Consider the following 19,698-nt stretch of genomic DNA (forward strand, 5'->3'; position numbering starts at 1 on the left):
CTGACGAGCGACGAACGCAGAGGGGCCGCACACTTTTCCGAACGTCTTGGAAGAAGGAACGCCATGGCTGTCATGCAGTCGGATGCCATCTCCGTCATCCGCACCAAGCGGGACCGCGGGGAACTCAGCGACGAGCAGATCGACTGGGTCATCGACGCCTACACGCGCGGCGAGGTCGCCGACGAGCAGATGTCCTCGCTCGCGATGGCGATCCTGCTCAACGGCATGAACCGCCGCGAGATCGCCCGCTGGACCGCCGCGATGATCGCGAGCGGCGAGCGGATGGACTTCTCCTCCCTGTCCCGCCCGACCGCCGACAAGCACTCCACGGGCGGCGTGGGCGACAAGATCACGCTGCCGCTGGCCCCCCTGGTGGCGGCGTGCGGTGCGGCCGTCCCGCAGCTGTCCGGCCGGGGCCTCGGCCACACCGGCGGCACCCTGGACAAGCTGGAGTCCATCCCGGGCTGGCGCGCGCTGCTCTCCAACGACGAGATGCTGCACGTCCTCGACACCACCGGCGCGGTGATCTGCGCGGCGGGCGACGGCCTCGCCCCCGCCGACAAGAAGCTCTACGCCCTGCGCGATGTCACCGGCACGGTGGAGGCGATCCCGCTCATCGCCTCCTCGATCATGTCGAAGAAGATCGCCGAGGGCACCGGCAGCCTGGTCCTCGACGTCAAGGTGGGCACCGGCGCCTTCATGAAGACGATCGAGGACGCCCGGGAACTGGCCACGACCATGGTCGGCCTGGGCACCGACCACGGCGTGAAGACGGTCGCCCTGCTGACCGACATGTCCACCCCGCTGGGCCTGACCGCGGGCAACGCGCTGGAGGTCCGCGAGTCGGTGGAGGTCCTGGCGGGCGGCGGCCCGGCGGACGTGGTCGAGCTGACGATCGCCCTGGCGCGGGAGATGCTGGACGCCGCCGGAGTGACGGACGCCGACCCGGCGAAGGCGCTGGCCGACGGCTCGGCGATGGACGTCTGGCGCCGCATGATCGCGGCCCAGGGCGGCGACCCGGACGCGCCCCTGCCCACCTCGAAGGAGCAGCACGTCGTCAAGGCCCCCGCCTCCGGCGTCCTGACCCGCCTCGACGCCTACGACGTCGGCATCGCCGCCTGGCGCCTGGGCGCGGGCCGCGCGCGCAAGGAGGACCCGGTGCAGGCCGGCGCGGGCGTCGAGATGCACGCCAAGCCCGGCGACACGGTCACCGAGGGCCAGCCCCTGCTGACCCTCCACACGGACACCCCGGAGCGCTTCGACTACGCGCTCCAGGCTGTGGAGGGCTCGTACGACATCGCGGCCCCGGGCACGGACTTCACACCGACCCCCGTCGTGCTGGAACGTATCGCCTGACCTGCGCTTTCCCCTTTCGGGTGAACGGGATCGGTGGACCTGTGCCGGTCCCGTTCGGCATGCTGGGATCGGTGACGCACCGAATAGGGAGAACCGCCATGAGCGCACTCAGTGTCGAGTCCGAGTCCCTGAGCGACAAGGACTGGGACGAGATCGTCCGTGTCTGGGAGGAGACGGACGTTCCCGAGGGCAGCAAGGTGGAGATCATCGAAGGGATCGTCACCGTGCCACCGCCCCCGTCCGAAGAGCACAACTACACCGCCGAACTGTTGCAGGAGCGCCTGTACTCCGTGGTCCCGGAGGGCTGTGGCATCTACCAGACACTCGGACTGAGCGCGTCGGAATCCGGGGGACTCTTCGTTCCGGATCTATGTGTCGTGCCCCGGGCCGCCTTGCGCCGCAAGACGCGCGTGCAGGCGTGCGAGGCGGAACTGGTCGTGGAGATCACCTCTCCGAGCAACGCCAACCACGATCGCATCAAGAAGGCCTACGGCTATGCCCGGGCCGGCGTCCCGCTCTACCTCCTCCTCGACCCCTGTCACAGCGGCCGTCCCACAGCGACCCTCTACGGCGCCCCCGAGGACGGCACGTACCGCGTCCTGACCTCCGTCGAGTACGGGGAGAAGCTGAGCCTGCCCGCGCCCTTCGGCCTGGACATCGACACGAGCGTCTTCCCCCTGAGCTGAGCCCGGCCGCTAGCCGAGCACCGTGGCCACCCCCGCCAGAACCGGCACCGACACCACCGTCGACAGCAGGACCGACTGCCGGGCCAGGGACTCGGCGACACGGTACCGGCTCGCGTAGGTGTAGAGGTTCTGGGCGGCAGGCAGGGCCGAGGTCACCACCACGTCCAGGAGGGGCGCGCCGCGCAGCCCGAAGACGGTGCTGGCCAGGACCCAGGCGACGAGCGGCTGGCCCACCGACTTCAGCGCCACCGACAGCAGCACCGGCAGCCGGTCCCGGCCCCCCGCCAACGGCGCGTTGCCGTGCAGGGACATGCCGAAGACGAGCAGCGCCGCCGGTACGGACATGTTGCCGATCAGGGTCAGCGGGTCCATGACCGGGCCGGGCAGGTGCCAGCCCGCGGCCGACACGACCACGCCCGACAGCGAGCCCACCGCGATGGGATTGCGCAGCGGCGTCAGCAACCGCCGGCCCACCGAGCCCTTCTCGCCCGCGCCCGACAGATCCAGCACGGTCAGCGCCACCGGCGTCACCAGCACCACCTGGAACAGCAGGACCGGTGCCACCAGCGAGGCGTCACCGAGGACGTACGCGGCGATGGGAATGCCGAGGTTGCCCGAGTTGACGTAACCGCAGCACAGAGCGCCGATCGTGGTGCGGCCCACCTCCCAGCGCCGCGCCGCCCCGACCGCCACGAACACCCCGCAGACCGCTGCCGTGCTCAGCGCCGTCACCAGCAGCCGGCTGGAGAACAGGACGGCGAGGTCGGCGTCCGCCAAGGTCGTGAAGAGCAGCGCGGGACCCGCCAGCGTGAAGGCCAGCCGCGTCAGCACCGCCCCGCCCTGAGGGCCGAGCGACCCCCGCCGCCCCAGTACATAGCCCACCCCGATGACGACCGCGATCACCACGAACCCGCTCAGCACCCCCTGCACAGGGCCAACCCTCGGGGGACACCGGCGACCCGGTCAATGTGATCTACGCCGGGCCGTGCGAGGCGGGTCCGCGATGAGTTCCGGCCGCCTCGTGGGTCTACCGCACGTGGACCCCGAAACGAAGCCCGTCCTGACCCTGACCGGTCCCCTCACCCGAGAGCGGGTGGCGGGACTCGGCGATACCGTGCGGGCGCTGCTGGAAGGGGGTGGCGCCGGCGTCGTCGTGGTGGAGGTGAGCGGGCTGGGGCCGCCGGGCCTCATGGCCGTCGAGCTGGTGGCCCGGCTGCAGCTGGCGGCCCGGCGGGCCGGCGGCCGGATCAGGCTGCGCGGCCCCGACCCCGCCCTACGCGCCCTGCTCGACCTCGTCGCCGTCCCCGTCGAGGTGGAGGGGGACGCCGAACAGCGGGAACCACCGCTGGGTGTCGAGGAAGAAGTGGAAACCGGTGAGGCGCCCGTCTGAGATCTCCAGAACCTGGATCGACCAGGGGGTGTAGCCGCCCTTCTCCGGGTCCGGCTTGTACTGGGCGAAGCCGGGCAGCCCGTTGACCCGCACCGGCAGCAGCCGCGAATCCGCGCAGGCGGAGCCGAGGGTGGTCATGAAGCCGGTGATGTCGTCCTGGCCGGTCAGCCACAGGTCGAACGGCGGCATCGTCATGACCGCGTCCTCGTGCAGCAGCTTGGTGAGCGCCGCCATGTCATAGCCCTCGAAGGCCGCGACATAGCGTTCGAGGAGCTTCTGCTGCTCCGCGTCCAGCGGGTCGGAGACGGCCGCCTGCGCCGCCCGGTCCGACCGCTCGGCCAGGGTCGCCCGGGCCCGCTGGAGCGCGCTGTTCACCGACGCCACCGACGTGTCCAGCAGCTCCGCGACCTCGGCGGCCTTCCAGGCCAGCACCTCACGCAGGATCAGCACCGCCCGCTGCTTGGCCGGCAGCTGCTGCAGCGCCGCCATGAACGCCAGCCGCACCGACTCCTTCGCCACCGCCGCCTCCGCCGGGTCCTCCACGGTCGGCAGCACTCGCGCGTCGGGCATCGGCTCCAGCCAGGTGTGGTCGGGCCGGGGGGACAGGGCCGCCTGCGCCAGCGGCGTCGACTCGGACAGGTCCACCGGCCGCGCCCGCTTGTTGCCGGCCGACAGCATGTCCAGGCACACGTTCGTGGCGATCCGGTACAACCACGAGCGCAGGCTGCTGCGCCCCTCGAACCTGTCGTAGCTGCGCCAGGCCCGCACCAGGGTGTCCTGCACCGCGTCCTCCGCCTCGAAGGAGGAACCGAGCATCCGGTAGCAGTACCCCGTCAGCTCGACCCGGTGCCGCTCCAGCCTCGCGTCGAGGTCCTCGACCGTCGCCGTACCGTCACTCATCGTCGCCCACCCGCCCCTGCGGCCGTTCCACCCGGCGCCCCGTGCGCCCGGTGCCTTCGGATACTTCGGAAGCTACCGCAGGCCACTGACAACGGCCCCCTGAGCGCACGAACCCCCAGGTCGGAAGGCCTGTCCGACCGCAGGGCGCTCGCGGGTCCGCTCAGTGTGCCGGAACCGGCTCCCGCCGGGCCGCCGTCCGGGCCGCCCGGGTGCCGAGCACCGTGATCGTCACGACGCCGAGCACCGCCAGCAGTCCGACGCCCACGGTTCCGGCCCATCCGGTCGAGTGGAAGGCCAGTGCGCCGAGGGTGCTGCCCGCGCTGGAGCCGACGTAGTACGCCGACTGGTAGAGCGCCGCCGCCTGGGCGCGGCCGGTCGTGGCGGTCCTGCTGACCGCGGAGGACGCCACCGCGTGCCCCGCGAAGAAGCCCGCCGTGATCAGCACCAGCCCCGCCAGGACCAGGACCAGCGAGCCCGCGAGCGACAACAGCAGCCCCGCCGCCGTGGTGCCGCCGGCCAGGTACAGCGCGCCCCGCCGGCCGAGCCGGCCCACCAGGCGGCCCGACGTCGACGCCGACACCGTACCGACCAGGTAGACCAGGAAGATCGAGCCGACGATGCCCTGCGGCAGCCCGAACGGCTCCTGTGTCAGGCGGTAGCCGATGACCGTGTAGACGCCGCCGAAGACCGTCATGAACAGCGCGCCGATCGCGTACAGGCGGCGCAGCAGCGGGTTCGCGAGGTGGGCGCGGACCGTGCCGGCCAGCACGCGCGGCCGCAGCGAGCCCGGCGTGAAGTGCCGGGGCGTCGGCAGCAGCGCCCGGAAGGCCACCGCGCAGACCACCGCGAGCACCCCGACCACCCCGACGGCGACCCGCCAGCCGAATGCCTGCGCGGCCCAGCCGGTGATGACCCGGCCACTCATCCCGCCGACGCTGTTGCCCGCGACGAACAGTCCGATCGCCGTGACCAGCGCCCTGGGCCGGACCTCCTCCGCCAGGTACGCCGTCGCCGACGCCGGCAGGCCCGCCAGCGCCGCGCCCTGCACCGCCCGCAGCACCACCAGCGCGCCGAGCGACGGTGCGAGGGGCACCAGCAGTCCCACGCCCACCGCGACCGCCAGCGAGGCCGTCATCACCGTACGGCGGCCGTACCGCTCCGACAGGGCGCTCATCGGCAGCACGAACAGGGCCAGTCCGCCGGTCGCCGCGGCCACCGTCCAGCTCGCCGCGCCGGCCGTCACCCCGAGGTCGTCGGAGATCAGCGGCAGCAGCGCCTGCGTGGAGTACAGCAGCGCGAAGGTGGCGACCCCCGCGAGGAACAGGGCGAGACTCATCCGGCGGTAGCCGGGGCCGCCGGGCGTCATACGGGAGTCGGCGGACGGGGAGGGAGCGGGGACGGGGGCAGCGGCGCCCACGGCGGTGGACGCCCCGGTACTGGCGGGATTCATGTCCTCGACGCTACGGAGGCGGCCGCTCATCCGTCCAATGCATGAAACCCTCATAATCGTTCCCATGGTGCATCAGCGGAGGTCACAGAAGCGGCTGTCACCGGACAGTGACACAGAAGACAGGGCGGAGATGTCGATGCTGCTCGCGCCGCGCCTCGCCTTCTTCGCCGGCGTCGCCCGCCACGAGCACGTCACCCGGGCCGCTCTGGAGATGAACGTCCCGCAGTCCACCCTCTCGCGGGCCATGGTGCGGCTGGAGCAGGATCTCGGCGTCGACCTGTTCGCCCGGCACGGCCGTACGCTCTCCCTGACCCCGGCCGGCCGCACCTTCCTGGGCTCGGTCGAACGGGCCCTCGCCGAGGTCGAGCGGGCCGCCGAGGAGGTGCGCGCCGACGCCGACCCGGCCACCGGCAAGGTCGCCTTCGGCTTTCTGCACACCATGGGCGCCGAGACCGTGCCCGGCCTGCTGCACGCCTTCCGTGCCGACCACCCGCGCGTCCGCTTCAGCCTCGTCCAGAACTACGGCGAGGCGATGATCGAGGGACTGCGCGCGGGCGAGCTGGACCTCTGCCTCACCTCACCGGTCCCCGACGCCCCCGACCTGGTCGCCCGCCGCCTCGACGAGCAGAAGCTCCGCCTCGTCGTCCCCGCCGACCACCGCCTGGCCGGCCGCCGCCGCATCCGCCTCGCGGAGGCGGCCGACGAGACGTTCGTGACTCTGGAGCCCGGCTACGGCCTGCGGCGCATCACGGACGACCTCTGCAAGGAGGCCGGCTTCAAGCCGCGCATCGCCTTCGAGGGCGAGGAGGCGGAGACCCTGCGCGGCCTGGTCGCGGCGGGCCTCGGGGTGGCCCTGCTGCCGCCGCCGACCGTCCCCCGCCCCGGAGTGGTGGAGCTGACGGTCACCGCCCCGCGCGCGGTCCGTGAGATCGGCGTGGCCTGGCTCGCCGACCACCCGGACACACCCCCGGTGGCCGCCTTCAAGAAGTTCCTCCTCTCCCGGAGGGGCAGCCTGCTCCCCTGACCGCGCAGTGCCTGGCGCCCCCGGCCGGACCTCTCCGCCGACGTCCCCGAACGGCGTGACCGCAGCGCCCGCGCTCACGCCCGACGCCTGCGTCCGGCGCTCACACCCGGGCCGCGCGACTGGCCCTGCGCCCGGCGCCCGGCGCCCGCAGTCAGGCTCGCCTGTGCCTGTGCCTGTGCCTGTGCCTGTGCCCGCGCCAGACGCCCGCGTCCGCCCCGCACGCGTACGTCTACGCCCGCGCCGGACATCCCGCGCCCCACGACCGCCCGCCCCTACGCCCGAGCTCCGCGGCCAGCCCCCCGCCCCCCGCCCAGCCCGGCCCCGAACCCCGCCGCCAGCGGCATCCGCAGCCCGATCGGCGGCGGGGCCGCCAGCGCGTCCACCACCGGCCGGGACAGCGCCCGGCCGAACAGCACGCCCATCACGAAGTCACTGGACAGGGCCAGCACTTCGCGGCGGTGCTGGCGCAGCCCGTGCCCGTCGGAGTGCACCTCGAACCGGCACACGTCCCGGTTGGCCTTCTTCGCCCGGGCCGCCAGCCGGAACGACAGCTCCGGATCGGTGCGCCGGTCGTTCGTGCCGTGCACGATCATCACCTTGCGCCCCACCAACTGCTTCACCGGTTCGGGTGGCGCCGCCACGTCGTCCTCCGGCAGCCAGGGGGCGAGGGCCAGTACCGCGTTGACGGCCTCGTGACCGCCCGCCCGGAGCGCGGCGCGTCCGCCCATGTCGACGCCGACCAGGCACACCGGCACATCGCCGTAGCGCCGCACGATCTCGTCCGCGGCCCACTCGGCGTCCGCCGCGAGCTGCGCCTCGCTGCCGTTCCAGCCGCGCGCGCGGTACCGCACCACATGGACGGCGAGCCCGTCCACCCGGCCGTCGCCCGCCAGCCGGCGGCCGAGCGCACGCACCCGGGAGGTGTCCCACAGGGGGGAGGGTCTGCGCACGGAGACCTCCTCCCCGCCGGGAAGGAGCAGCACCGCTCCGCTGACCGCCGTCGGTTCCGGGCCGATCGCCCTCCCCAGGCGGGCCGTTCGAACCGCCGTCGCATCGTGTGCCATGACAGAACAGTGTCAGAACCGAGCGGGGACTCCACCAGTCCTGCGGTCACCTTTGCGTATCGGCGTCGCGCGGCACCGCGCCGTCTACGCGCGTAGGAAGTAGAGTGCCGAAATGACGAGCCAGAGCATCGCGAAAGGCGCCACTCCCAGCTCGGACCAGATCCGCCGGGCGCCGAAGGTTCTGCTGCACGACCACCTCGACGGCGGGCTGCGCCCCGGTACCGTCGTCGACCTCGCCCGGGACACCGGGTACTCCCATCTCCCCGAGACCGACCCGGACAAGCTCGGCATCTGGTTCCGCGAGGCCGCCGACTCCGGTTCCCTGGAACGCTATCTGGAGACCTTCTCGCACACCGTCGGCGTGATGCAGACCCGGGACGCGCTGGTCCGGGTCGCCCGTGAGTGCGCCGAGGACCTGGCCGAGGACGGCGTCGTCTACGCCGAGGTGCGCTACGCCCCCGAGCAGCACCTCGACGGCGGGCTGACCCTCGAAGAGGTCGTCGAGGCCGTCAACGAGGGGTTCCGCGAAGGCGAGCGGCTGGCCCGGGAGAACGGCCACCGCATCCGCGTCGGCGCCCTCCTCACCGCCATGCGGCACGCGGCCCGCTCCCTGGAGATCGCCGAACTCGCCAACGCCTACCGCGACTCGGGTGTCGTCGGCTTCGACATCGCGGGCGCCGAGGCCGGTCACCCGCCCACCCGCCACCTGGACGCCTTCGAGTACCTCAAGCGCGAGAACAACCACTTCACCATCCACGCCGGCGAGGCGTTCGGGCTGCCCTCCATCTGGCAGGCCCTGCAGTGGTGCGGCGCCGACCGGCTGGGACACGGGGTGCGCATCATCGACGACATCGAGGTCGCCGCCGACGGCGGTGTCACCCTGGGCCGGCTCGCCTCCTACGTCCGCGACAAGCGCATCCCGCTGGAGCTGTGCCCCAGCTCCAACCTGCAGACCGGGGCGGCGGCCTCCTACGCCGAGCACCCCATCGGCCTGCTGCGCCGCCTGCACTTCCGGGCCACCGTCAACACCGACAACCGGCTGATGTCCGGGACCAGCATGAGCCGGGAATTCGAGCACCTTGTCGACGCGTTCGGCTACACGCTCGACGATCTGCAGTGGTTCTCCGTCAATGCGATGAAATCAGCGTTCATTCCTTTCGATGAACGGCTGGCGATGATCAATGACGTCATCAAGCCCGGATATGCCGAGCTGAAATCCGAATGGCTGTTCCAGCAGACCGCCTCCACCAGCGGTTCTCCGGCCGGGGAAGGGTAGTCGCGGGATTTCCCGGAACCGTCGCACAGGGCAGCGTTCACAATCCGTCCGCATTTCGATGTTTGCGGCGGGTGCGGGGACGTGTTTACGGTCGAGAACCGCTCAGTTCCCCGTATCCCATTCGAGGACGCATTCATCATGAAGCAGTCTGCTGCCAAGACCCTCGGTGTCGCCGCCCTCGGTGCCGCCTTCGCCGCCGCGGGTGCCGGTGCCGCCAACGCCGCCCCCGCCGTGCCGGAGGCCACCGGGCAGGTGCTGGACACCGTCACCCAGGCCCTGCCGGCCGAGAAGGTCGACCAGGCGGTACCGGGTGCCGGGCAGGTGCTCGAACAGTCCAAGCCGGCGCAGCAGGCGGGCGTGGCGGCCGCCCAGCCCGCCGCCCAGAAGGTCCTCGCCGAGGGTCCCACCGCGCCGGTCGCCGGCCTGCTCGGCGGCCTGCCGCTCCAGGGCCTGCCCACGCACGGCCTGCCGGTGAACGGGATCCCGCTGGGCTGACCCGCTCCCGTACGACGCCGCCGGGGCGCACCCCTTCCGTCAGGGTGCGCCCCGGCGGCGTACGCGTACCGGGGTCACCACGCCGTGCGGGCCTTGTCCTCCGACGGCAGCAGGATCCACAGCGCCAGGTAGAGCAGGAACTGCGGCCCCGGCAGCAGGCACGACACCAGGAAGATCACCCGCATCGTGGTCGCGGAGGTGCCGAAGCGCCGGGCCAGCGCGGCGCACACTCCGCCGATCATGCGGCCATGGGTGGGTCGAGCGAGGCTGGACATCTGCGGCTCCTTCGTGAGCGTCGGAGGCGCCCTGGTGGCCCCTCGTCCTCCCTCCACGCTACGGAGACGAACCGGACGAAGCGTCGCTCTACGGGGCGATCCCCACCCTGGGAATCGTCGGGGTGAGACCCTGAGACGGCTCCTCCTGCGGCCGGACGGCCCCCGCCCCGCGCTCGGCCCTGCGGCGCAGCCAGGACCGCGACGCCGGTACGACCGCCAGGTGCGCGAGGGCCACCCCGGCCGTGGCCAGCAGCAGCGAGTCGACGTCCACGACCTGACCCGGCACATCGGTCTGCAGCAGCTCCACGGTCAGCGCCAGCAACGCGCCCGCGGCCGTCGTCCGCAGCAGCGAGGCCAGCGGGGACACCCGGAGCCTGCCGTGCACCAGCGGCAGCAGCACGCCCAGCGGGGCCGGCAGTGCGAGCTCCCGGCAGATGCGCAGCGCCGCCACCCGCCAGCCCAGGTCCAGGTCGGCGCGGATGGCGGCGAAGGGATGCCAGTTGGCGGGCATCACCCAGGGCACGTCGAGGGGCCGCAGCGAGTACCAGGCGAGGAAGAGGAGGTGGCCCAGCAGGAGGAGGACACCGGCCGCTCGCGGAGCGCGGATCGTCGGTGACTGGTCGCGTGGCTCCCCGCGCCCCTCGGGGGACGCCGTACCGCCCCGGACATCAACGGTCCCGCTATGACGCTGCACGCCCCCCTAGACGTGCTCTTCGCGACGATCGGTTCCGCGGGGCGGCCCGAGACCCCCGTGAGGTCTCCGTCACGCCCCGGCGACCTGCGAGGACGGCGGCCTGCTGGTGCCGGGGCGGGACCGCACCTCGTCCGTGCACTCGTAGCGGCGCGGCGGGCCGGAGTCCGGGCCGCCCAGCACCACCGAGCCGTCCCCCTCGGCCGCCGCCGAGTCGGAGAAGGTGCACACGATCTGCGCGAGGGCGTACGAGGTCAGGTCGCCGGGCGCCACGCTCAGCCGCAGCGTCTCGTCCGGGTCGTCGGGGCGCGGACCGTCCACGGTCATCCCGCCCCGCACACTCGTGGTGTACCCGGCCTGCTTCTCGGCCGTGGAGGGCCGGCGCGCCAACTGGTCCAGCAGCCCCTGTGCCACCAGGCCGCGCCGCGCGCCGTCCGACGCCCCGGCCGGCACCGGCGCCCACCGGTCCACGGCCACCAGCGACGAGCCGCACAGCAGGAACACCTGCACCGGAACCCCCCGGGCGGGCTGCGTCGCCGTGTCCGCGTCCGACAGCGTGCACCGCACCCGCGACGGGGCGGGCCCGAAGTCCGTCGGCACCTCGGTGGCGCGGATCCCGCACCCGGCGAGCAGGGCCGGCAGGGCCACCGCGGCGAGCAGCCGCCGTGCGGTCATGAGGTGTCGCCCTACGGTCACGAGGCGTTCCCCTTCTCCTTCTCGGGCTGCTCGGCGTGCCGCTCGTCCCGCTCCTCGGCCGGCGGCGAGGCGTCCTTGGGCAAGCGCAGCGTGAACACCGCGCCGCCCTCGGGGGAGTTCGCGGCGGTGATCTCACCGCCGTGGATGTGGGCGTTCTCCAGGGCGATGGACAGCCCCAGACCGCTTCCCTCGGAACGCGGCCGGGAGGCGCTCGCCTTGTAGAACCGGTCGAAGACGTGCGGCAGCACGTCCTCGGGGATGCCGGGGCCGTGGTCGCGCACCGCGATGACGACCTCCGCGCCCCGCTCCTCGCTCGTCTCCTCACGCACCGACACCCGCACCGGGGAGCCACCGTGCTTGAGCGCGTTGCCGATCAGGTTGGCGAGGACGACGTCCAGCCGGCGCGGGTCGATCCGCGCGTGGATGCCCCGTTCGGCGTCCAGGTCCACCGCGTCCAGCCAGGCACGGGCGTCGATGCAGGCGGTGATCTGGTCGGCGACGTCCACGTCGTCCAGCACCAGCCTGGCCGTGCCCGCGTCGAAGCGGGTGACCTCCATCAGGTTCTCGACCAGGTCGCCCAGCCGGCGCGTCTCGCTGACGACCAGTCGCACGGCCGGCTCGATCATCGGGTCCACGCTGCCGGTCTCGGCCTCCAGCTCCTCCTCCAGCACCTCGGTGACCGCCGTGATGGCGGTGAGCGGAGTGCGCAGTTCATGGCTCATGTCCGCGACGAACCGCCGGGAGGCGTCGTCCCGCGCGGCCATGTCCGCGACGCGCTTCTCCAGCGCCTCCGCCGCCAGGTTGAACGTCCGTGACAGGTCGGCCAGTTCGTCGGTGCCCGACACCCGCAGCCGGGTGTCCAGCTTGCCCTCGCCGAGCCGCCGTGCCGCGATGCCGAGGCGGTGCACCGGCTTCAGCACGGTCGTGGCGGCGGCCTGCGCGAGCAGCGCGGCACCGATCAGCGCCAGCCCCGTGGCGATCCCCAGCGACCAGGCCAGCGAGTTGAGGTCCTTGGCCTCCGGCTCCAGCGACTTGCGCATGTAGCCGGTCGGCCCGCCCCCGATCACCTTCGTCCCGGCCACCAGGTACGGCGTGCCGTGTTCGACGACCCGCTGCCAGTACAGGTGGTACGGCGACTTGTTGCCGACGGTCAGCGGCTGCCGCTCGTTCACCGCCGTGCGCAGCGACTCGGGCACGTCGTCCAGCGAGAACCCGCTCAGCCCGCCCGAGCCGCCGTACACGGTCCTGCCGCCGCCGTCGGTGGCCACCAGCAGCACGCTGAAGCGCTGGCTGCTGTTGGCCATCTGCCCGGCGGTGTGCTGCAGTTCGTCCTGGCCGGGGTACTCGGGCAGCGAGCCGGCGCGGTTCTGCATCTCCTGCTGGAAGTCCCGCAGCACAGCCCCCTGGGTGCGGGTGAGCACGGCCTCGCGGTTGAGCCAGTACGCGATGCCGGACGCGGAAACCGCGGCGGTCAGCGCAACCAGCCCGAACACCACGACCAGCCGCAGCCGCAGGCTGGTGAAGCGCAGCCAGGACGGAAGCGGCAGCCGTGACAGAACTCCCTTACGGGCCGCGGCCTCGCCGCGGGACCCCCCTTGCACGTCCGTCACCGTGTCCAATCGTTCGCTTCCCCGCCCGCGCGGCGCGGAGGTGCGGGCTTCGAGGTCGTCCGCGGCCGGGTGGCCGGGCGCGCGTCGCTCACGCGGGCGCGTCCAGGCGGTAGCCGACACCACGGACCGTACGGATCAGCGTCGGGGACGACGGCACGTCCTCGACCTTGGCGCGCAGCCGCTGGACGCACGCGTCCACCAGCCGGGAGTCGCCGAGGTAGTCGTGCTCCCACACCAGCCGCAGCAGCTGCTGGCGCGACAGTGCCTGACCCGGCCGCCGGCTCAGCTCCAGGAGCAGCCGCAGCTCGGTCGGCGTCAGCTGCAGGTCCTCGCCGTTCTTCGTCACGGTCATCGCGGCCCGGTCGATCACCACGTTGCCGAAGGTCGCCGCGTCGTTCGACTCGCGCTCCCCGCGCCGCAGCACGGCCCGGATCCGCGCGTCCAGCACCCGACCCTGCACCGGTTTCACGACGTAGTCGTCGGCACCGGACTCCAGCCCGACGACCACGTCGATGTCGTCGCTGCGCGCGGTCAGCAGGATGATCGGCAGCTGGTCGGTCCGCCGGATCCGCCGGCACACCTCGAAGCCGTCGATTCCGGGCAGCATCACATCCAGCACGATCAGATCCGGTCGCTGCTCGCGCAGGAGCTTCAGACCGTCCTCACCGCTCGCAGCGGTCGCCACGCGGTGTCCCTGGCGCGTCAGTGAGAGCTCCAGGGCCGTCCGGATGGCGTCGTCGTCCTCGATCAGCAACAGGGAAGGCACGGGCTCATTCTGGCCCATGGAGTCGGCTGCGTTCGACCCGTGGGGCGGATACGGCTCGTACCGCCACGGCCTGTGCGCACAGCGTGTCCGTCCTGTGCCGTACCCCTGTGACAGGTCTGTGACAGTCGGCGGACACGGCCATGAAGTGCCCCCGGCAGTCTTTTCGACACCGGCCGACGAGGCATCGCCTCACCGGCCGACGAACACCGGAAGTCCACGACGGGGGGCGCGAGATGAACACGCTGCACAGCATGAGCACCAGCGCAGTGGTCACGCGTCTGCACGATGTGCACCGGGGTTCCGAGAAGTCCGGTGCTGAAGGGGGTACCTCCCGCGCGAGTGCGTTCGAGCGTGGGGGAGGGCGGGGGTGCGCTCGCGGCACCGGGCGTCAGCACACCGGTCACATGACGGTGGTTGACGCGCACACGGGGGAAGCCGCGACGGGGGCCCACGGGGGAGCCGCGTACAGGGAGGACTCGGGGGAGCGGCGACGCTCTCCGGCGGAGTCGGCGGACGCCGAAGCGGCGTTCACCGCCTACGTCCAGGAGCGCCGCGCCTCCCTGTACGCCACCGCCTACCACCTCACCGGTGACCGCTTCGAGGCCGAGGACCTGCTGCAGAGCGCGCTGTTCTCGACGTACAAGGCGTGGGACCGGATCAGTGACAAGGCCGCGGTCGGGGGCTACCTCCGCCGCACCATGACCAACCTGCACATCAGCGCGTGGCGCCGCCGCAAGCTGAACGAGTACCCGACCGAGGAACTGCCGGAGACGCCCGGCGACACGGACGCGATGCGCGGCACCGAGCTGCGCGCGGTCCTGTGGCAGGCGCTGGCCCGGCTGCCCGAGCTCCAGCGGACGATGCTGGTCCTGCGTTACTACGAGGGCCGCACCGACCCGGAGATCGCGGACATCCTCGGCATCAGTGTCGGCACGGTGAAGTCGAGCATCTGGCGGTCGCTCCGCCGGCTGCGCGAGGACGAGGTCCTCAGCTTCGGCCGTGACGAGCAGAGCGCCTTCGGGGAGCTTGTCGCCTGAGGGCAACGGGGGGGGGACCGCGACGGGGGACGCGGTGACGCGGCGACGGGGGAGCCGCGACGGGGGATCCGGGGGGGGGATCCACGGGGGAGCACGACGAGAGCGGGGCTGGAGGGCCGGGGGGTCCGTCCGGCCCCGTTCTCGTACGGTTACGCCGGTGTCCTGGCCTGCGGGGTCCGCCCGCCCGCCGCGGCTGCCGCCAGCCGGCCCAGAGCCTCGTCCCGGTCGCAGGCGTACGCGCCCAACGCGGTCTGCCGGGAGATGATCGAACGTTCCAGCCTCATCAGGCGCCAGCCGCGGCGCAGCAGGAACGGCACCGACTTGCGGCCCTCGCGCAGATCGCGCACGAAGCGGCGGCGGAACGTGGTCACCGGGCCCCGGCTCAGGCACAGCGCGTCGGCCAGCACCCCCAGGTCCCGGCAGCGCTCCACGATCTCCGCCGCGAAGATGCCCTCCGCGATGAACAGCGGGGTCGGCCCGATGTCGACCGTGTCCGCGCCGGTGCGCGCGCTCATCGCGATGTCGTAGACGGGCACGTTCGTGCGGCCCGTGCGGCACAGGTCGGTGATCGCGCTGATCGCCGCGTCCGCGTCCCAGGAGCCGGGGTGGTCCCAGTCGATGTCGGAGCTCCCCGCCACCTGCGGCAGCGTGGGGTCGTCGCCCTCCTTGTAGAAGTCGTCGAGCCGCAGGACCGGCAGGCCGGAGCGGGCTGCGAGGAGGGACTTGCCGGAGCCGGAAGGGCCGCAGAGCAGCACGACTCGCGTGGGTATGGGCGGTTGGGAGCTCACGGGACACCAGTGTGAGGCATCGACCGGCCCGTCAACGACCCCGCGGGTCGGCTTTGAAGCACGCGTCACACCTCAACTACCCTCTGCGTCGACCTGGCTACTTTCCGCAGTGATACAAGAGGTGGCAGCAGCGATGGCCCGTCACGACTCCCCCCACACCCCCACCGCCCGACGCGTACTGGCAGCCCTCGCCACCGCCGGGGCGGCCCTCGGCGCGGGCACCGGCGCCGCGGCCGCGGCGGAGGTTCCGGCCCTGGACGCGGTGAACGCCGGCGAGGTGCTGCACACCAGCCCCACCTCGCTCGGCCGCATCGACCCGCAGGGCGGCCTGAAAGGCCTGACGACCGGCCTCCCCTACGCCGTCGGCACCCTCACCGGCCTCAAGCCCAACCCGCTGGCCGGTACGGGCGTGGACCCGTTGGACAACGGCGTCGGCACCCAGCTCGCCGACTTCCAGCCGCTGACCTCCCAGGCGTTCACCGGCCCGATCGCGCAGGCCCGGTCGATCGGCAGCATGCCGGTGGTGGGGGAGGTGGCGGGGCTGCTGGGCCCCAACTGACGGCACCGGGCAGGGGGGTGGGGAACCGCGCGAGGCGGTCACGGTGTGATGCTCCGCCGTCAACGCCGCGCAGTCCCCGTCCCCTGATCGGTCAGTGCTAGTACGCCGACCCCGACGCGCCCAGCGACCCCGTCGGGTGCCACACCGTCTTGGTCTCCAGGAACGCCGTCATCCGGTCGGTGCCCGGCGTGCGCGCGTAGTCCACAGGCTGTGGACGCAGGACGCGCTTGAGGTTGTCGGCCGCCGCGATCTCCAGCTCCGTCGCCAGCGTCTCGTCGGCACCGGCCAGGTCGATCGCGTTGACGTCCTGGTGGGCGGCGAGCGGCGCCGCGATCTCCGCCGTGCGGCCGGACAGGACGTTGACGACGCCGCCGGGCAGGTCGGACGTCGCCAGGACCTCGCCCAGGGACAGCGCGGGCAGCGGGGACTTCTCGCTCGCGATCACCACCGCCGTGTTGCCGGTCGCGATCACCGGGGCGATCACCGAGACCAGGCCCAGGAAGGACGACTCCTGCGGGGCGAGTACCGCCACCACGCCCGTCGGCTCGGGGGAGGAGAGGTTGAAGTACGGGCCCGCGACCGGGTTGGCGCCGCCGACCACCTGGGCGATCTTGTCGGTCCAGCCCGCGTACCAGACCCAGCGGTCGATCGCCGCGTCCACGACGGCGGCCGCCTTCGACTTCGACAGGCCCTCCGCGTCGGCGACCTCGCGCACGAACTGGTCCCGGCGGCCCTCCAGCATCTCCGCGACGCGGTAGAGGATCTGCCCCCGGTTGTAGGCCGTGGCGCCCGACCAGGCACCGAACGCCTTGCGGGCGGCGACGACCGCGTCACGGGCGTCCTTGCGGCTCGACTGCGGCGCGTTGGCCAGCCAGTTGCCCTTGGAGTCGGTCACTTCGTACACCCGGCCGCTTTCGGAGCGGGGGAACTTGCCCCCGACGTACAGCTTGTAGGTCTTGAAGACAGCGAGACGGGTCGCGTCAGCAGTGTTTTTCATCGCTCGCCCTCCGGGCTCGACGGGGCGAGGTACGCCTCCAGGCCGTGGCGGCCGCCCTCGCGGCCGAAGCCCGACTCCTTGTAGCCGCCGAACGGCGAGGTCGGGTCGAACTTGTTGAACGTGTTGGACCAGATCACGCCCGCCCGCAGCTTGCCGGCGACGGCCAGGATGCGCGAGCCCTTCTCGGTCCAGATGCCCGCCGACAGGCCGTACGGCGTGTTGTTGGCCTTGGCGACGGCCTCGTCGGGCGTACGGAAGGTCAGCACCGACAGGACCGGGCCGAAGATCTCGTCGCGGGCGACGGTGTGGGCCTGGGTGACGTTGGTGAACAGGGTCGGGGCGAACCAGTAGCCGGCCTCGGGGATCTCGCAGGACGGGGACCAGCGCTCGGCGCCCTCCGCCTCGCCCCGCTCCACGAGGGTGGTGATCCGGGCGAGCTGCTCCTCGGAGTTGATCGCGCCGATGTCGGTGTTCTTGTCGAGCGGATCGCCCAGGCGCAGGGTCGACAGCCGCCGCTTCAGGGACTCCAGCAGCTCGTCCTGGACCGACTCCTGGACCAGCAGCCGCGAGCCCGCGCAGCAGACCTGGCCCTGGTTGAAGAAGATGCCGTTGACGATGCCCTCGACGGCCTGGTCGATCGGGGCGTCGTCGAAGACGATGTTGGCGCCCTTGCCGCCCAGTTCCAGCGTGACCTTCTTGTGCGTGCCCGCGACCGAGCGCGCGATCTGCTTGCCGACGGCCGTGGAACCGGTGAAGGCGACCTTGTCCACGTCCGGGTGCGCCACCAGCGCGGCGCCCGTGTCGCCGTAGCCCGGGAGGATGTTCACGACGCCCTTGGGCAGGCCCGCCTGACGGCAGATGTCCGCGAAGAACAGGGCGGACAGCGGGGTGGTCTCGGCCGGCTTCAGCACGACCGTGTTGCCGGTCGCGAGGGCCGGGGCGATCTTCCACGCCAGCATCAGCAGCGGGAAGTTCCAGGGGATGACCTGGCCGGCCACGCCCAGCGGCCGCGGATCGGCGCCGAGGCCCGCGTGGTCGAGCTTGTCGGCCCAGCCCGCGTAGTAGAAGAAGTGCGCGGCGACCAGGGGGAGGTCGGCGTCGCGGGTCTCCTTGATCGGCTTGCCGTTGTCCAGCGTCTCCAGGACGGCCAGTTCACGGCTGCGCTCCTGGATGATCCGGGCGATGCGGAAGAGGTACTTCGCGCGCTCCGCGCCCGGCAGTGCCGACCACTTCGCGAAGGCCCTGCGGGCGGCCTGCACGGCACGGTCCACGTCGGCCTCGCCGGCCTGGGCGACCTCGGAGAGGACTTCCTCGGTCGACGGGCTGACGGTCTTGAAGACCTTGCCGTCGGCGGCCTCGGTGAACTCGCCGTCGATGAACAGGCCGTAGGACGGGGCGATGTCGACGACCGAGCGGGACTCGGGCGCGGGTGCGTATTCGAAGGGGGAGGTCATGTCGGTCAGTCCACCGTCACGTAGTCGGGGCCGGAGTAGCGGCCGGTGGCCAGCTTCTGGCGCTGCATGAGCAGGTCGTTCAGCAGCGAGGAGGCGCCGAAGCGGAACCAGTGGTTGTCCAGCCAGTCCGCGCCGGCGGTCTCGTTGACCAGGACCAGGAACTTGATCGCGTCCTTGGTGGTGCGGATGCCGCCCGCGGGCTTCACCCCGACCTGTACCCCGGTCTGGGCGCGGAAGTCGCGGACGGCCTCCAGCATCAGCAGGGTGTTGGCGGGGGTTGCGTTCACCGCGACCTTGCCCGTCGAGGTCTTGATGAAGTCGGCGCCGGCGAGCATGCCGAGCCAGCTGGCGCGGCGGATGTTGTCGTACGTCGAGAGCTCGCCGGTCTCGAAGATGACCTTCAGGCGGGCCGACGTCCCGCAGGCCTCCTTCACCGCGACGATCTCGTCGTACACCTTCAGGTACCGGCCCGCGAGGAACGCCCCGCGGTCGATGACCATGTCGATCTCGTCGGCGCCCGCGGCGACGGCGTCCCGCACGTCGGCCAGTTTCACGTCGAGCGCGGCGCGGCCCGCGGGGAAGGCGGTGGCGACCGAGGCGACCTTCACACCGGAGCCGGCGACGGCCTGCTTGGCGACGGCCACCATGTCGGGATAGACGCAGACCGCGGCCGTGGTGGGCGTGGAGCGGTCGGTCGGGTCGGGGTGGACCGCCTTGGCGCCGAGCGCCCGGACCTTGCCCGGGGTGTCCGCGCCTTCCAGCGTCGTCAGGTCGACCATCGAGATGGCGAGGTCGATGGCGTACGCCTTCGCGGTGGTCTTGATGGAACGGGTGCCGAGCGAGGCGGCGCGCGCCTCCAGGCCGACCGCGTCGACGCCGGGCAGCCCGTGGAGGAAGCGGCGCAGCGTGCTGTCGGACGCGGTGGCGTCCCGGAGAGCGTGCGCGACAGGTGCAGTACTGGGCATGGTCACCAGACGAGCATATCTACGCGCGTAGCGGCTGTATACCCCGGCGACGTGAACGGCTTGCCCGGCGGAGCGGAAGTGACCCCTGTCACGCCTCTGTGACATGGAACGGACAGGTCCGTCTTACAAGATCACTAGTTTTGTTCCTGCAGCCGAAACCACGCCGCCCCGGTCGCCACAGGGAGCCAGTGAAACCGGCATGCGACTCTCTCATCCAAC

Annotated in this window: 21 protein-coding genes; 8 read left to right on the plus strand and 13 right to left on the minus strand. The window is 72.2% G+C overall.

What is annotated here, in order from left to right; translation table 11 throughout:
* Positions 1 to 72: 72 nt before the first annotated feature.
* Positions 73 to 1,356 (plus strand): thymidine phosphorylase, encoded by a 1,284-nt coding sequence (locus tag ACSLTV_RS20780; RefSeq protein WP_435612655.1) that lies wholly within the window; start codon positions 73 to 75, stop codon positions 1,354 to 1,356.
* A 98-nt stretch (positions 1,357 to 1,454) separates the two neighbouring features.
* Positions 1,455 to 2,042, plus strand: a complete 588-nt coding sequence (locus tag ACSLTV_RS20785) for a Uma2 family endonuclease (RefSeq protein ID WP_432134655.1) — start codon at positions 1,455 to 1,457, stop codon at positions 2,040 to 2,042.
* A 9-nt stretch (positions 2,043 to 2,051) separates the two neighbouring features.
* On the opposite strand, the gene ACSLTV_RS20790 is transcribed toward ACSLTV_RS20785, so the two are convergent.
* Positions 2,052 to 2,972, minus strand: a complete 921-nt coding sequence (locus ACSLTV_RS20790; protein WP_432134656.1) for an AEC family transporter — start codon at positions 2,970 to 2,972, stop codon at positions 2,052 to 2,054.
* 73 nt (positions 2,973 to 3,045) lie between these two features.
* Between ACSLTV_RS20790 and ACSLTV_RS20795 the strand changes: the two genes are divergently transcribed.
* Entirely contained in the window at positions 3,046 to 3,432 is a 387-nt protein-coding gene (locus ACSLTV_RS20795) for an STAS domain-containing protein (protein ID WP_432157039.1), read from the plus strand.
* Here the strand turns inward: ACSLTV_RS20795 and ACSLTV_RS20800 are convergent.
* Complete coding sequence (locus ACSLTV_RS20800; RefSeq protein ID WP_435612629.1) at positions 3,316 to 4,332, minus strand: sigma-70 family RNA polymerase sigma factor; 1,017 nt, start codon at positions 4,330 to 4,332, stop codon at positions 3,316 to 3,318. The two genes, ACSLTV_RS20795 and ACSLTV_RS20800, sit on opposite strands and share 117 nt — an antisense overlap.
* 160 nt (positions 4,333 to 4,492) lie before the next feature.
* A complete protein-coding gene (locus tag ACSLTV_RS20805) occupies positions 4,493 to 5,782 on the minus strand; it encodes an MFS transporter (protein ID WP_435612630.1) in 1,290 nt (429 codons plus the stop codon).
* Between the two features lie 64 nt (positions 5,783 to 5,846).
* On the opposite strand from ACSLTV_RS20805, the gene ACSLTV_RS20810 reads away from it, so the two are divergent.
* The gene (locus ACSLTV_RS20810) at positions 5,847 to 6,806 is read left to right on the plus strand and encodes a LysR family transcriptional regulator (protein ID WP_432134660.1); all 960 of its coding nucleotides are present in this window, start codon (positions 5,847 to 5,849) and stop codon (positions 6,804 to 6,806) included.
* 272 nt (positions 6,807 to 7,078) lie between these two features.
* Here ACSLTV_RS20810 and ACSLTV_RS20815 read toward each other — a convergent pair whose 3' ends face one another.
* Positions 7,079 to 7,870 carry a prolyl oligopeptidase family serine peptidase gene (locus ACSLTV_RS20815; RefSeq protein WP_432134661.1) on the minus strand — a complete coding sequence of 264 codons (792 nt, stop codon included), beginning with the start codon at positions 7,868 to 7,870 and terminating at the stop codon, positions 7,079 to 7,081.
* 112 nt (positions 7,871 to 7,982) lie between these two features.
* On the opposite strand from ACSLTV_RS20815, the gene ACSLTV_RS20820 reads away from it, so the two are divergent.
* Both ACSLTV_RS20820 and ACSLTV_RS20825 read left to right on the plus strand, forming a co-directional pair.
* Entirely contained in the window at positions 7,983 to 9,146 is a 1,164-nt protein-coding gene (locus ACSLTV_RS20820) for an adenosine deaminase (RefSeq protein ID WP_432157041.1), read from the plus strand.
* A gap of 138 nt (positions 9,147 to 9,284) precedes the next feature.
* A complete protein-coding gene (locus ACSLTV_RS20825; RefSeq protein WP_432157042.1) occupies positions 9,285 to 9,641 on the plus strand; it encodes an ATP-binding protein in 357 nt (118 codons plus the stop codon).
* A gap of 74 nt (positions 9,642 to 9,715) precedes the next feature.
* On the opposite strand, the gene ACSLTV_RS20830 is transcribed toward ACSLTV_RS20825, so the two are convergent.
* The 5 genes from ACSLTV_RS20830 to afsQ1 form a co-directional block, all read right to left on the minus strand.
* Entirely contained in the window at positions 9,716 to 9,916 is a 201-nt protein-coding gene (locus tag ACSLTV_RS20830; RefSeq protein ID WP_432134664.1) for a PspC domain-containing protein, read from the minus strand.
* An 88-nt stretch (positions 9,917 to 10,004) separates the two neighbouring features.
* Positions 10,005 to 10,523, minus strand: coding sequence for a VanZ family protein (locus ACSLTV_RS20835; protein ID WP_432134841.1), 519 nt, complete (start codon positions 10,521 to 10,523; stop codon positions 10,005 to 10,007).
* 156 nt (positions 10,524 to 10,679) lie between these two features.
* Positions 10,680 to 11,282: a hypothetical protein gene (locus ACSLTV_RS20840; protein ID WP_435612656.1), complete on the minus strand. Its 603-nt coding sequence runs from the start codon at positions 11,280 to 11,282 to the stop codon at positions 10,680 to 10,682.
* Positions 11,283 to 11,299: 17 nt separating this feature from the next.
* Positions 11,300 to 12,913, minus strand: coding sequence for an ATP-binding protein (locus tag ACSLTV_RS20845; protein ID WP_432157043.1), 1,614 nt, complete (start codon positions 12,911 to 12,913; stop codon positions 11,300 to 11,302).
* 88 nt (positions 12,914 to 13,001) lie between these two features.
* Positions 13,002 to 13,679 carry a two-component system response regulator AfsQ1 gene (afsQ1, locus tag ACSLTV_RS20850; RefSeq protein ID WP_432134666.1) on the minus strand — a complete coding sequence of 226 codons (678 nt, stop codon included), beginning with the start codon at positions 13,677 to 13,679 and terminating at the stop codon, positions 13,002 to 13,004.
* A 233-nt stretch (positions 13,680 to 13,912) separates the two neighbouring features.
* Here afsQ1 and ACSLTV_RS20855 point away from each other — a divergent pair, with 233 nt between their 5' ends.
* Positions 13,913 to 14,716: a SigE family RNA polymerase sigma factor gene (locus ACSLTV_RS20855; RefSeq protein ID WP_432134667.1), complete on the plus strand. Its 804-nt coding sequence runs from the start codon at positions 13,913 to 13,915 to the stop codon at positions 14,714 to 14,716.
* Between the two features lie 149 nt (positions 14,717 to 14,865).
* Here the strand turns inward: ACSLTV_RS20855 and ACSLTV_RS20860 are convergent, their stop codons facing one another.
* Positions 14,866 to 15,573, minus strand: a complete 708-nt coding sequence (locus tag ACSLTV_RS20860) for a uridine kinase family protein (protein ID WP_432134668.1) — start codon at positions 15,571 to 15,573, stop codon at positions 14,866 to 14,868.
* 64 nt (positions 15,574 to 15,637) lie between these two features.
* On the opposite strand from ACSLTV_RS20860, the gene ACSLTV_RS20865 reads away from it, so the two are divergent.
* Positions 15,638 to 16,063, plus strand: a complete 426-nt coding sequence (locus ACSLTV_RS20865) for a hypothetical protein (RefSeq protein WP_435612631.1) — start codon at positions 15,638 to 15,640, stop codon at positions 16,061 to 16,063.
* 97 nt (positions 16,064 to 16,160) lie between these two features.
* Here ACSLTV_RS20865 and ACSLTV_RS20870 read toward each other — a convergent pair whose 3' ends face one another.
* The 3 genes from ACSLTV_RS20870 to deoC are packed head-to-tail and all read right to left on the minus strand — an operon-like array spanning position 16,161 to position 19,479.
* Positions 16,161 to 17,060 carry an aldehyde dehydrogenase family protein gene (locus tag ACSLTV_RS20870; RefSeq protein WP_435612632.1) on the minus strand — a complete coding sequence of 300 codons (900 nt, stop codon included), beginning with the start codon at positions 17,058 to 17,060 and terminating at the stop codon, positions 16,161 to 16,163.
* On the minus strand, positions 17,057 to 18,514 hold the full coding sequence (locus ACSLTV_RS20875; protein WP_432157046.1) for an aldehyde dehydrogenase family protein: 1,458 nt from the start codon (positions 18,512 to 18,514) through the stop codon (positions 17,057 to 17,059). The genes ACSLTV_RS20870 and ACSLTV_RS20875 overlap by 4 nt, the downstream gene beginning before the upstream one ends.
* A 5-nt stretch (positions 18,515 to 18,519) precedes the next feature.
* Positions 18,520 to 19,479, minus strand: a complete 960-nt coding sequence (gene deoC / locus ACSLTV_RS20880) for a deoxyribose-phosphate aldolase (protein ID WP_432134843.1) — start codon at positions 19,477 to 19,479, stop codon at positions 18,520 to 18,522.
* Positions 19,480 to 19,698 lie beyond the last annotated feature (219 nt).

The sequence above is a fragment of the Streptomyces sp. bgisy159 genome, assembly GCF_965341775.1.
GTDB lineage: Bacteria > Actinomycetota > Actinomycetes > Streptomycetales > Streptomycetaceae > Streptomyces.